The organism is Paenibacillus sp. FSL P2-0136, from assembly GCF_037975325.1.
Classification (GTDB): Bacteria; Bacillota; Bacilli; order Paenibacillales; family Paenibacillaceae; genus Paenibacillus_AQ; species Paenibacillus_AQ silagei.
Map to the genome: position 1 here is coordinate 3,708,573 of NZ_CP150244.1, position 12,628 is coordinate 3,721,200.

The following is a 12,628-nucleotide window of genomic DNA, read 5'->3' on the forward strand; positions in this document are numbered from 1 at the left end:
CGTGAAACAAGCCCATTGCTTTCTGAACGGACTCGGTTATGGCTTAGAGCAAGCCGGATGGGATGAACGTCCGCTCTATATCGGTGCTTGGGACGCGCCATTCAGCGTTACGGAGGACGGCAAGCTGACCTATTTCTCAGCGGACATCACCCCGTCCGAATATTTACAGCTGTTCACCCGTCTGTACGGGGAAGGGGCCGTGGAGTGGTATGATTACGGGGCCGAAAAGCTCATCAACCTGAAGAAGTTCCTGGAGGTCCTGCGGCGTCATCCGGAGCTTCCTGTTTTGGTACAGCTCGACCTGTTTCATATGCCTTATCAAAAAAGAACGTTTCAAACCATGCATCAGCCCCATTTTGTCATCGTTCACGGAATGCGGGGCGATCAATTCGTGGTATTGGACCGCTATTTTGAGTGGGAAGGGTTAGTGGCCGCGAGCCATGTACACGATGCTTTTCTAAGCAATGAGCTGGGCGGGGGACTGCTGCTTCATCCCGAATGGCTCCATGCGCCGGACGCTCACGAGGTGGCGAGAATCTTCGAGGATACAATCGAGACCGATCCGGGTGAACGGTCGCTAACCGGCACGGTGAGGCGGAGGATTATGCAGACGGTGGAGTCGCCCGATATGTATCCGCCCGGGGCCTTGAAGGATGCTGTATCCCAGCTCGGCATCCTCTCCAAACGCAAATACAGCTACGGGCTGCTGTATCAATATTTTTCGGAAGCGCTTAATCAAGGTACGGAGCTGTATCAGGCGCAGCTGGAAGGCTTCATAAAAATGTGGAGCACGCTCGCCTACCTGGCGATCCGTACGTCCATGCCGGGACGAACCGGGGAAATCGGACTGCTGGTGGATAAGGTGGAGCAGCTGCACAGGACGGAGCAACAGCTGAAGGAGGAATTGACCGATGTCTATCACCGCTGGAAACCTCGATTTGCATGCTGAGTGCAGACCTAGGGTGGGCTGCTTCGACGGCCATTCCCCCCGGTTGAACGAACGGGTGATTGATGACCAATGGACAGGGTACCTGGCTGAATATACGGAGCTCATCCGCATTCCGCCGGTGCGCTTTGCCAAGATCTTCGGGGGTTCGCTTCGCCAATTCTCCAAGCAGCCGATGTCTTCACTTCCGCAAGCATCGGAGCGGCTGGCCCGCTTATGCGAGGAATACGGAATCGATACGCTTTATGTGAACGCTCCTTATTTCATGCCTTTCCTGATGCTGGTCCGGAGCTTCGCCAAGCTTCCGCTTCGCTTCATGGTTATCGCCCATTCCGTCGCATCCGCCCGTTGGCTGACAACCTGGCTGTCCTGTGCGCCTTGGATTACAGAACAGGATGTGCTGCTTGCCAGTACAGAATCTTGCAGACAGGCGCTGGTTAATCTCTCCCCCCGGTATGCGCATGCCCATAAGATCCCGTTATGCATCGACACCTTGCTGGCCGCGGAGCCGGTTCGGCCGCTTGCCGGTAAACGTCTGTTATCCATCGGCCGGCTGGAAGAGGTAAAGAACATTCATGTGCTCTTAGCGGCTATGGCGGAAATCAAGCAGCGTGTCCCGGACACGGTATTGACGATTGCCGGAGAATATACGGGGGCTGTGCAGGAAGCTGACCGGTATCAAGAACGGCTTGAAGCCATCGTAGCGAAATATAGACTGGAGCAAGCCGTGGAATTTACAGGTCCCGTCCACGGGAGTGAGAAAGACCGCCTGTTCCGGGAATCCAGGCTTCTAGTCAACCTCTCCACCGATCCGGGAGAGACGTTTGGCTTCAACCTCCTGGAAGCGAAAGCCCACGGTCTTCCTGTGGTCTGCACCAACTGGGACGGTTTCCGGGAGCTGCTTGTTGACGGCGAGGACGGTTCCTTTGTCCAGGTAGACTGGTCCGGTGAACATCCTAAGATCGATCTGGACGAGCTGGTTCGCTGCTGCACCGAGGTTCTGCTGGATGAGAAGTTTCACGGCAATCTCTCGCAAGGCGCGCGGCGCAACGCTCTAATGTACGACTATCGAACCATCATGCCGCAGATCAGGAGGCTCCTGAATGCTCCCCTTGGACAGATAGCGGGTGAGGCGGAGGAGACCGCCCTGCTGGAAGCTTCTATGAGAACGCTTAACGAAATCTATCATTGCAGCTTATTGGAAGCGACAGGCTGTTTGAGTGAATCGCCGCTGTCGGTTCTGGATTGGCAGCCGCCCGGTGACACGGAGGAATGGATGCGCAGGGTGAAGCCGCTTATTCAACATTTTGCCGGGAGGAACCATCATGCACACGTTTAAACTGTTCCGACGTCTTGCTCCCTACGTGAAGATCAAATGGAATTTAACCTTGATCGCTTATGTTTGCACGTTCCTGCAATTGGGACTCGTCATGCTTCAGCCCTTAATCTTCGCCTATCTGATCGACCACGTGCTGATTGAAGGAAACCGTGAGCTGATTGTCCCGCTGCTTAGCCTTTCCTTGGGAATAGGTGTTCTCTCCATCGTGTTCCTGTTTATCCGCGTAGGTCTGTTCCGCTATCTGGGCATCTGTAATATGCTGGATATCCGGGACGAGCTGTTGAAGCATGTCCGGCAGATTCCCATTCCGGAAATTCAGAAGCAAGGACCCGGGAAATTCACGGCCTTGCTCGGGATGGATACAGCTACGATGGGTAATTTCCTCAATCACATTCTGGTCGAGATTACCTCACAGCTGTTTATGATGCTGATATCCCTCGGAATCCTGTTCTATATGGACTGGCGGCTTGGCATCATTGCGACGCTTAGCATCCCCTTCCTCTTATGGGTGCCAGGGCTGTTCCGCAACGCTGTGGTGCGTTATTCGTCCGACGTTCGAACCCACAATGAAGAGATCGGAGCCTATCTCTATGAAGCGATCGAAAGCTCGCAGGAAATCCGGGCTTTAGGACTAGAGGGATGGGAACGGAAGCGGAATGAAACGATGTACAAGGGGCTGGTGAAGGCCAGCACCCGGGAAACGCTGTATGCCGTCATGTCGTTTCAAATCAGTGGTTTCGTGATTAGCCTGATTCTGGCTGCCATCTATTGGATCGGCAGCTACCAGGTGCTTGACCAAGTTATGACTGTTGGCATGATGGTTGCTTCCGTAACCTATCTGCAAAACGCTCTGAATCCGGTACAGCAGATTAACAACTTTTTCAGAGAGCTTCAAGGCGCGGAAGTTGCAATGGGCAGAATCGAGCAATTCATCCAGACCCCGATCGATCTCTATTCGGAAAATGAGAGGAAGCAGGCTTCGCCTGCAAGGGAGCCTCAGCTTGAAGCAACGCCGTCCGATATCGAGGTGTGCAGTCTGCGCGTCGGGTACGGTGGAACGGAAATCTTGAAGGATCTATCCCTGTCGCTGTCTCCGGGCAAGGTGTATGCTTTCGTCGGGCGAAGCGGGTCTGGGAAATCCACCCTTTTCCGGGCGCTTATCGGGATGATGCCCGTTCTCGAAGGTGAAATTCGAATCGGCGGACAGAATCTGGAGGAGATGACCCGCAGCGCGATCAGCCGCAAGGTTGGCATCGTGTTCCAGGAGCCTTACTTGTTCCGGGGTACCCTTATGGAAAATATTGCTGTCGGGAAGCTGGACGCAACGGAGGAGATGATCTTGCAAGCAGCCCTAAATGCGCGGCTCGGATCTCTGCTGGATCAACTGCCGGAAGGACTCAACACGAAGATTGACCATAAAGGCTTCCAGCTATCTGGCGGACAGCGGCAGAGGCTGGCTATTGCGCGTGCCCTCTTGCACAATCCCGATATTCTTATCCTGGACGAACCGACCTCCGCCTTGGACCAGCTTACGGAGAGTGAACTCATGAATTCCATACGCCACGCCATGGCGGGCAAGACAGTTCTGGTAGCCACCCATCGCCTGCAAACCATTATGAACGCGGACCGTATTCTGGTGATGGAGAACGGTTGTCTGGTGGCGGAAGGCGACCACGAAGAGCTCATGAAGCAATCGCCTGAGTATTATGCTATGGCATCGACCTTCGAGCGCGATACATCTGTGGCCGGACAGGCATCTCATAAAGAGGGGGTTACGGCATGAATGGCACAGGCACCCTCAGGGAATTGTTTCAACGTGCACGAAGGCATGACCGGGGAATCACTTACGCGGCACGAAGCGGCGAGTCCGATTGGACAAGTTATGCGGAACTCGGAAACCGCATGGACCTGCTCGCTGAACGGCTGAAGCAGGAGCAGCTGCGTCCGAATTTTATCGGGGCCGTCTGGATGGCTCCGACGCCGGAGTGTCTGGCTGTCATCGGGGCCGTCATTTTGGCGGGAGGCATTCCGCTCCCCATCCACAGCTACATGCCAGGACAGGACATGCTTCGCCTCATCCGCAAATTTGAACCCGAAGCTGTGTTCGTCTCGGAAGAGAAGCTTCCAATCCTTGCGGAATGGAACATGCAAGGGGAAGAGCTGCCATTCTGCCTGTATGCAGGTATGACAAGCGGACCGATTGCAGGAATCAGCGCCGCTCCGCGGCCGGTACGCCGGTACACGCCGCCAGAGGCCGCGCGTATGATATTCCTCTCCTCCGGTTCGACGGGAGAGCCGAAGGGTATCATGCTGAGCGACCACAACATGCTGTCCAATGTGGACGCAATCCTGGACTACACGTCTCTGTGCGACAAGGACATCGTTCTGCTCTCGAAGTCACTGGGGTACTGCTCGACCATTGTTGGGGAATGGTTTGCTGCCATGGCCTCCGGAGCCAATCTTGTGCTAAGCGGGGGCTTCGTGCATCCCTTCGAGATGATCCAGTGCGTCCGTACGAACAAGGTGACCTTCTTATGTACTGTACCATCTGCGATCCTGCCTCTAATCCATTCCGCCAAATGGTCGGCGGAGGATCTGCTCACGCTTCGGCAGATGCTCATTGTCGGCGGCCCGATGCCTGCCGTCATGCTGCTTCGTCTGGCTGACCGTCTGCCTCACGTGCGGCTGACGCCCTCCTATGGACTGACCGAAGCATCCCCGCGCGTCTCATATTTGCCCTATGCGCAGTTGAGGACGAAGCCGCAATCCGCCGGAATACCCATTAACGGCGTCGAGCTGGCCATCGTTCAGGACGGAAGGGAGGCGGCAACAGGGGAGAGTGGAGAGGTGGTCGTTCGCGGGCCGAATGTGATGATCGGCTATTATGACGATCCGGATCGCACCCGCGAGATCCTAGGCCCCCTTGGCCTGCATACCCGGGATACCGGCTATCTGGACGAGGATGGATATTTGCACTTGACCGGGCGGACCGATAACGCTCTCCTTGTCGGGGGACATACGGTGTACCCGGAAGCGGTCGAAAGCGTCCTATTAAGCTTGCCTGGGGTGGCGGACGCTGCTGTGTCGGCCGTAGAAGACCTTCAATGGGGACATCGTCTGATTGCCGTGGTCGTATCCGAAGCTTCCACAGAGCCTGTCAGCAGCTCGGAGCTGCATGCCTGGTGCGTAAAGCGGTTATCCTCGGCCTTGCGTCCCAGAGAATTCCGCTTCGTTACGGCTCTGCCCAGAACCGCCAGCGGAAAGCTGGACCGCAAAGCCCTGAAATCTATGGTGAAGGAGGAAGAGCATGTCCACCGAGCATGAAGATCTATTCTTTAAGGTGAGAGAAACAATAGCCGCTGTGGCCAAGAGGCTAACAAGCGAGGTCGAGCTGGACCATGCCTTGGTAGATGATCTGGGAATCGACTCCATTCAAATCCTGGAGCTTCTGGCGGCCCTGGAGGATACATTCAGCTTTGAGCTGGATGTGGACGATATTCGCCCGGAATCGTTCCGAAGCGTCCAGGCCGTATTGCATTTAGTAGAACGCAAGGTGGCTTCATGAAAGTGTTCACCTCGGGCCATTTGCAAGAGCTGGCCGACGAATTGCGCCGGACTTATCCGTTTTATAACCCTTATACGGACGTTGATTTCCATCAGCTGCCGATTACAGACAAACACTTGATCGCAGGCAACCGCGCCCTTTTCGAACATCCCGATGCGGGGCGGGTGATCGAATCGTTCACCTCGGGAACTACCGGAGTGCCGCTGCGCTGCGTGAAAACCCCGGAGGAGATATGGAAGCTCTCGCTGACCCTGTATAGGCATAGAAAAAAGTGGGGGCTGCCGCTCAGACACCGGATGCTGCTGCTGAGCAACCGTCTGCTGGCGGAGCCCAGGTCCCTTAGTCATTATGCAGAGCTGATGATCAGGGAAGATCCTCATTATATCCAGGGGAGAGCTTCCGCTCTCTGCGCGTTGGCCGAATATATGCGTGACGGGGGATATTCGTTGCCGTCTTCCCTCCTGTTTACCCAGAACTGGGGCGAAACGCTGCATGGCTCCCAGAAAGAACGGATCGAGGAGGTGTTCCGCGTTCCATGCGTAGACTATTACGGTTTGGAAGAGTTCTGGTGTATCGCGTTCGCAGGCCAGAGCGGCCAACTGGAAATCGATGAGTCCGCCGTATATGTGGAAATTATCGATTCGGCCTCCGGACTCCATGTAGAGGAGGGGGAATTCGGCGAAGTGTTGGTCACCTCGCTGATCATGAGGAGTCTGCCTTATGTCCGTTACCGGACAGGGGATATCGGAAGTATTCGCAGGGACCCTGAAACCGGCCGTCTCCTTCTTGGGCTGCTTCCCGTTCGAACATCCCAGATTCGGCTGCCTGGAGCGCAGGTGCATTCCGCCGTCTTCCGGTATTTGGACAAGTTTTTTTGGGAGCTTGCTGCAGCCAGAGGAGTCCGCCAATTTCAGATCGTGCAGAATACGTACACCTCTTTTTCCGTCCGGCTGGCGACTGAAGCCTCGCCAAGCGAGTTCGAGGACGTGCAGACCAAGCTATCCGTTTTTCTTCACCAAGCGGCGGGCAAGCCGGTGAAATTGTCCATAGAAACCGTCTCAAGGCTCGAAGCCGATCCTGTCAGCGGCAAAATACCGTCCTTTGTTTGCCTTATTTCCTCAAATGAAGAAGGAGAATGAAGATATGACGTCTCATACGGATACGCCGGATGCCAAGCCGGAAATGATGAAGCTGGCGGCGATGGAATGTGCAGCTTCCTGCATCTTGACCCACTTATACCGGTCCGGGGCCAACCCTGATCTGTTTCTGCTGGATTACTGGAATGTCAATTATGTTTCGCGTATTATTACGGCGAGCCAGCATGTGCGATTGAACAAAAGCTTGCCCTTTCTGTACGGCATCCATCTGGTTTACAAGGGATGTGGACCTGAGGCGCTAAAGCAGTCTGTTCAGTCAGGGAACCGTGCGGTAGTGAAATGCCGCCCATCCGATCTGGATTTTTTCCCTCCCCATATGCTGAGCATGGCGGAGAGTGGATTCGAGCATTATATCCTCGCAGATAGCTTCGATGAAGCGCGTAACGCCTTCAGAGTATTCGATCCCATTGTCGATTTCAACGGATTCCTGACCGGAGAAGAGCTTATGCGGGCATCGGCGGAGCCGGAAGAGGAGGAAATCATTTTCTATGAGCTTCAGCCGGATCAAGAAGGGAAGGGGTTCGAGGCTCCCGGCAAGCATGATATCTTCGCCTACGCAGCCAAGCGAAACTACGAAATGTATGTCCGTTCTCAATACAGTTCGGGTACCGCCGCATTGGACAGCTTTGCCCGGGATTTGCAGGAATCTCTAGCTTTAAGCCCGGAACAAACGTCGAACTGGTTGAACCAGAACTCGATCGGCATTGCTTCCATAACCAAGCTCCGCTCTTCCATATGGAATAGCTTTGCCCAGCTGGGCGTGATGGACAAGGGGCAGGCGCTGGAAGGGACGAACCGAATCAGCGGGATCGTGAAGTTATGGACGACACTGAATTTCTTGCTTGTGAAATACCGCAAGAACATCGGGGACGAAGCGCTGCTGCGTTCGGCTCTTGCCAGGCTGCGGGAAATTCGGGATGCGGAGCTTCAATTCCTGGCCTGGATGAATGGAATAGGCGGTGATCTGACTGCGGTATAATCTATGCACGATTTCTTTTCAGCATGAGCTGGTATCCTTCCAGGAGCTGCTTCGTTATGCTCTTGATAAGGGCTTCAACGGTATAGAACTGTGGGGCGTGCATGCCAAGGCTTTACTTCGCCAACGGGGCCAGGAGCTGGAAGGTATGCTGGACGAAATGTTCAGCTACGGGCTCGAAATCAGCATGCTGAGCGATTACATCCCTCTCATGGGGAATCTCCCAATGGACGTTCTACTTAAGGAATGGCAGGACACCGTACAGGCGGCCAAAGCGTTCCACACAGATAAGCTGAGGATTTTCGCCGGAAACCTGAGCAGTCAATCTCTTGATGAGAAGGACTGGGAGCTTTGCACCGAACGTCTAAAAATCCTTTGCGCCATAGCAGAGAGGGAAGGGGTCTATACAGTGGTTGAGACTCATCCGGGAACCGCTGCCGACGGCTTAGATTCCACACTTCAACTGCTCCGGCAAACCGGCCACCCTGCCTTGAAGCTGAATTTGGACTTTCTGCACATTTGGGAATCGGGCGCTGATCCCCTTGCCGCCTTCGAACGCTTGAAGCCATGGATTGTCAATATCCATCTGAAGAATGTGGAATCCCGGCAATGGCTCGAAGTATTCTCTCCTAACAATATCTATTCTCCGAGCGGCAGCCGCAGAGGTATCGTACCCTTGGCCGATGGAGAAATGGACTGCCAAGCCATCATGAAGCGCCTTATCTTGGACCCTACCCGAGCCCCGGTATCTCTGGAATGGTTCGGAGCAATACCCTTTCAAATCTTAAAGTCGGAGCTAGGCTGGCTTAAAGGGCTGGAGTCCGATCTCAAGCTGGAGAAAGTGGAGGTGACGGGAACATGAATAACGCACCTTATGTGGAGCATCTGACCGGAACGCGCGCACCGAAGCTCTGGTACTCCAATATTAATTGGGAACAAGGAAAAGCCGCTCAAGAGATTCGCTTACCCCATATTAACAATGCGTCCGGAGATCGGCTCGTATCGCAAATGGATCTCTACCAAATTTATTTGGCTGACCGGGATGATCTTGTTCTCCTGAAAAAGGCTCCGGATCCTGAATTCCTATCTTATTTGGAAGAAGAGAAGATAGCAATACCATCAATCGCGATTGGCGCACGGTCTGAATATACGGGTGAGTTTCGCAACCGGATTGCTGTTCCTTACTTGATGGACGAGCAGGAAGAGCAGTTTCTCAAGGAAAACGGAGGGAGATGGATCGGCCCGCCAGCCCGATTGTCCGTGGAACTGAACAGCAAGATCGCAACGCGTAAATTATGCGAAGAAATCGGCTTTCCAGTCAGCGACGGTAGGATTTGCGAGGGGCTTGACGCGATCCGCCGTACTTGCGCCGAGTTGGAGGGACGGCATCCTGGAGCCCGGCTGGTTGTAAAAACCGCTTACGGTTCTTCCGGTAAAGCGCTGTTCCATATCCATCGAGGCTCGGATTTGGAGACGCTGCTTGGATATTTAGAGAGGCAGATCTCCCGGGGAGGCGGGCAACCGGTTGTGACGGTGGAACGCTGGCATCAGGTCGAGCGCCATCTGACGGCACAACTCTGGCTGGGGGGAACAGATTGCGAGATCCTGGCTATGACCGAGCAGAGGATTACGGATGCAGGAGTATACAAGGGGAGCCATTTGCACCCGGACCTGCCTGAATCCTTGATTGTGGCTTATACCGAACAGCTGCAGCAGCTGGGTAAATCTTTACATTCCCGGGGCTACGAGGGTTTCATCGGGGTAGACTCCATACTGGATGTAGACGGAACTTTAATACCGGTTATTGAGATCAACGCCCGTCTTACCATGGTCACGTATTTGCTAAAGCTTCGCAAGCACTTGCTTGAACGCGGGTTTCCTAGAATGGAGACTCAATCCTATGATTTCAAGCTCCACCCTGAAGCCACATTTGCAGAATTTGCCGAAAAGGTGACATCGATAAGGATCTCTGCCGGACAAGGCGGGGCATTCGTGTATGGTTTCCACCATGATGGGGAATCGGCAGACCGTATCCGGCCTTGCAGGGTCTCGGCTCTGAGCTGGGGTGTGGACGATGAAGCTGAGAAGCTTGCCCGTCAAGGGCTGGAGGAAGCAATCATGGAATGGAGGGGAGCTGTCATATGACTATGGGTTCACAACGACTGTCGAATCAGCAGGAAGCGGGCCAACCCTTTTGGCTGAAAGCAGCCGAGCCGTTTGGATCACCCGTTTATGTATATGACGAGGGAAAGCTGGCCTCCGATTATTTGTCGCTGCGGGACGCTTTGCCCAAGGATGTGACACTATATTATTCCATGAAAGTCAACCCCAATCCGGAGGTATGCCGTCTCATCAACGGCTGGGGTTCGCCGATCGAAGTCGCATCGGTTGGGGAATATGAGATTGCCCGCTCTAACGGGGTAAATCCGAATAGCATCGTGTTTACCGGACCGGGCAAAAGCGCGGACGAGATTCATCATGTGCTTCGCCATGGGATCTACGCGATTAATGCGGAGTCCATCCCGGAGCTATTCGTCATTCACGATGAAGCTGTTGCGCTTGGTATGGCCGCTCCCGTTATGTTAAGGGTCAATTTGTCTACTGGAGCCAAAGGCTCGCGTATGTCATCGGTCGGACTTGCCTCCCAGTTTGGCATTGACGACAGTGAAATTAATGAAGCGGTGCAAACCGCCATTAACCTTGAAGGGCTAGAACTGATCGGATTGCATACGTACCAGGGCACACAAAATTTTCACCTCGACTTTTACCGGGAGAGCGTTCCGATGATGTTCGGTCTCACCCGGCAGGTACGCAACCAATTCGGCCTGCAGCTTCAATGCTTAGGGCTCGGCGGCGGTTTCGGCGTTCCCATGTTTGAAGGCGATGAGCCGTTTCCTGTCGAAGCTTTCGGGGCGTATCTTGCCGGGGAGTTAGAGCGCAACCGGGATCTGGAATTGGAGATGGTATTCGTAGAATCAGGGCGGCGGATTGCCGCAACGATGGGGATTTATGCGGTCAGAGTGCTGTACACAAAGCTCTCCAGAGGCAAAGCCTTCGCCATTGTCGATGGGGGAACCCATCACCGGGCTTTTTCCAGCCTGATGGGACGAAGCTTCAAGCAGCCTCTGCCTCTTCAGCTTTGGAAGGCGGGGGAGCGCAAGCTATACGAATCCGGTGCAGGAGAAGGCCGAATCTCCTACAATGTTTGCGGTAAATTGTGCACTCCCGCAGATGTGCTGCAAGGCAGCGTCATGCTTCCCCGTCTAGAGCCGGGGGATTGGATCGCGTTTCCCCATATGGGGGCATATGGCTTAACCTGCGGCAATGTTCATTTTCTGTCTCATGCTCTTCCGAAGGAAGTGATTCTCCGCCCTGACGGTACGTTAAATGATGTGAGCTGGCTATCCACCTAATCAGTGAGTTCATCATAGGGAGTTGACCATGTGATACCTACCCATCGGATTTTGCCTTATAATGACATATGGCTTGATTGTGTCAATAATAACTTGATGTCGATTCTCATTAGTCATCATTCATCGTTCGAGGAGCTGCCTCTGACTTTTAAAACGCAGTACTGGAAAAAACTCATCAACCAGACATTCCCCGAAGACAATTTTGAAAGCTTGCTTCAGCAAGGATTAATGCTGCCGAAAGTTCAATATAACACGGAACAGCTCTATCATTATCTCCGCTTTGAGGATCAGCTTCTTGAGCAATCTGATATACCTTTCCTGGATGAGATGATTCAAGGGGCTTTAGACAAGCAGAAATATGTCTTTCTCGATGTGGACCGCTTCTTTTATTCCAGTGGAAGAGAATCCGGAAAAATCCATTTTATCCATCCGACCTTTATTCATGGAAAATGTGTGAGTGGGGAGGCATACACGGTAATTGAAGATTGCTTATCTCCAGGGCGGATGCACGATTATCTAACTCCACTTGAAGTCATTATGGAATCTACCCAATATCTAATGAAAAGCGGCAAAAAAGTTAGATTCATCATGGTTTCTGTGCATGAAGGATCGATAAGGAATTTTAAACATGAATTTTCAGTACAGGACTCGTTTATCTCAGAACTCAGAAGCAATCTATTGGAGGATAATGTCGCTTTTCTTGAGCAATATGGTCTTCATTATCAGTTGGGTCTACAAGCGTTGACCGATTATGTAGAGGAATTCGAAGAGCTTGTAGGTAATTTGAACGATACTAGCATATTTGCCTTGAGAAGCAGTTCTTTTGCACAGAATCATAAGAAGAATAACAGGCTTTTTAAGTTACTGGAAGATCAATCGTCCCATACCAATCTCTATAAGAAGTTAGCAGAACAAAGCACGGAGCTAAGTCGTTTATGGGAAATTTATAGAACGACAGTTATTAAAATGATCGCATCTAATAATCGTGTTCATGCTCAAGCTATCGTAAAACTCGAAGAGATTGTGAAGAAAGAATATCACATGGTCCAGACGATGAAAATGGCAACTGAGGTTAGTAACTCTTAGAAAAAAGGCCGCTAATTGGCGGCCTTTTTTTATATGTACGCCCAGCATTGGGCGTTATCTTTAGGGTGAAAGTCCCGAACGGGGCTGGCGAGCGCCTACCGCTAGCCAAGGGTAAGGCTATCCATCGTGAGGTGGAATCTGAAGGA

At 53.0% G+C, this 12,628-nt stretch carries 11 protein-coding genes; all 11 read left to right on the forward strand.

The features are described from left to right. Position 1 precedes the first annotated feature (1 nt). The 11 genes from NYE26_RS15395 to NYE26_RS15445 are packed head-to-tail and all read left to right on the forward strand — an operon-like array spanning position 2 to position 12,482. The gene (locus NYE26_RS15395) at positions 2-949 is read left to right on the forward strand and encodes a DUF6005 family protein (protein ID WP_339257086.1); all 948 of its coding nucleotides are present in this window, start codon (positions 2-4) and stop codon (positions 947-949) included. Next, the gene (locus tag NYE26_RS15400; protein ID WP_339257088.1) at positions 912-2,285 is read left to right on the forward strand and encodes a glycosyltransferase family 4 protein; all 1,374 of its coding nucleotides are present in this window, start codon (positions 912-914) and stop codon (positions 2,283-2,285) included. The genes NYE26_RS15395 and NYE26_RS15400 overlap by 38 nt, the downstream gene beginning before the upstream one ends. Next, positions 2,272-4,068, forward strand: a complete 1,797-nt coding sequence (locus NYE26_RS15405) for an ABC transporter ATP-binding protein (protein ID WP_339257090.1) — start codon at positions 2,272-2,274, stop codon at positions 4,066-4,068. The genes NYE26_RS15400 and NYE26_RS15405 overlap by 14 nt, the downstream gene beginning before the upstream one ends. After that, entirely contained in the window at positions 4,065-5,609 is a 1,545-nt protein-coding gene (locus tag NYE26_RS15410) for a class I adenylate-forming enzyme family protein (protein ID WP_339257092.1), read from the forward strand. Before NYE26_RS15405 ends, NYE26_RS15410 begins: the two co-directional genes overlap by 4 nt. Continuing rightward, positions 5,593-5,850, forward strand: coding sequence for an acyl carrier protein (locus tag NYE26_RS15415; protein ID WP_036726742.1), 258 nt, complete (start codon positions 5,593-5,595; stop codon positions 5,848-5,850). The genes NYE26_RS15410 and NYE26_RS15415 overlap by 17 nt, the downstream gene beginning before the upstream one ends. Continuing rightward, positions 5,847-6,989 (forward strand): hypothetical protein, encoded by a 1,143-nt coding sequence (locus NYE26_RS15420; RefSeq protein ID WP_339257094.1) that lies wholly within the window; start codon positions 5,847-5,849, stop codon positions 6,987-6,989. Before NYE26_RS15415 ends, NYE26_RS15420 begins: the two co-directional genes overlap by 4 nt. A gap of 4 nt (positions 6,990-6,993) precedes the next feature. Next, on the forward strand, positions 6,994-7,986 hold the full coding sequence (locus NYE26_RS15425) for a hypothetical protein (protein WP_339257096.1): 993 nt from the start codon (positions 6,994-6,996) through the stop codon (positions 7,984-7,986). 46 nt (positions 7,987-8,032) lie between these two features. Next, positions 8,033-8,845 carry a sugar phosphate isomerase/epimerase family protein gene (locus NYE26_RS15430; RefSeq protein WP_339257499.1) on the forward strand — a complete coding sequence of 271 codons (813 nt, stop codon included), beginning with the start codon at positions 8,033-8,035 and terminating at the stop codon, positions 8,843-8,845. Continuing rightward, positions 8,842-10,128 (forward strand): ATP-grasp domain-containing protein, encoded by a 1,287-nt coding sequence (locus NYE26_RS15435; protein ID WP_339257098.1) that lies wholly within the window; start codon positions 8,842-8,844, stop codon positions 10,126-10,128. The genes NYE26_RS15430 and NYE26_RS15435 overlap by 4 nt, the downstream gene beginning before the upstream one ends. After that, positions 10,125-11,396 carry a hypothetical protein gene (locus tag NYE26_RS15440; protein ID WP_339257100.1) on the forward strand — a complete coding sequence of 424 codons (1,272 nt, stop codon included), beginning with the start codon at positions 10,125-10,127 and terminating at the stop codon, positions 11,394-11,396. Before NYE26_RS15435 ends, NYE26_RS15440 begins: the two co-directional genes overlap by 4 nt. 30 nt (positions 11,397-11,426) lie before the next feature. Continuing rightward, positions 11,427-12,482: a hypothetical protein gene (locus NYE26_RS15445; RefSeq protein WP_339257102.1), complete on the forward strand. Its 1,056-nt coding sequence runs from the start codon at positions 11,427-11,429 to the stop codon at positions 12,480-12,482. Positions 12,483-12,628 lie beyond the last annotated feature (146 nt).

Coding starts and splice junctions, on each gene's coding strand:
- NYE26_RS15440 (WP_339257100.1), top strand. CDS start 10,125: ATGACTATGGGTTCACAACGACTGTCGAATCAGCAGGAAGCGGGCCAA.
- NYE26_RS15435 (WP_339257098.1), top strand. CDS start 8,842: ATGAATAACGCACCTTATGTGGAGCATCTGACCGGAACGCGCGCACCG.
- NYE26_RS15400 (WP_339257088.1), top strand. CDS start 912: ATGTCTATCACCGCTGGAAACCTCGATTTGCATGCTGAGTGCAGACCT.
- NYE26_RS15425 (WP_339257096.1), top strand. CDS start 6,994: ATGACGTCTCATACGGATACGCCGGATGCCAAGCCGGAAATGATGAAG.
- NYE26_RS15415 (WP_036726742.1), top strand. CDS start 5,593: ATGTCCACCGAGCATGAAGATCTATTCTTTAAGGTGAGAGAAACAATA.
- NYE26_RS15420 (WP_339257094.1), top strand. CDS start 5,847: ATGAAAGTGTTCACCTCGGGCCATTTGCAAGAGCTGGCCGACGAATTG.
- NYE26_RS15410 (WP_339257092.1), top strand. CDS start 4,065: ATGAATGGCACAGGCACCCTCAGGGAATTGTTTCAACGTGCACGAAGG.
- NYE26_RS15405 (WP_339257090.1), top strand. CDS start 2,272: ATGCACACGTTTAAACTGTTCCGACGTCTTGCTCCCTACGTGAAGATC.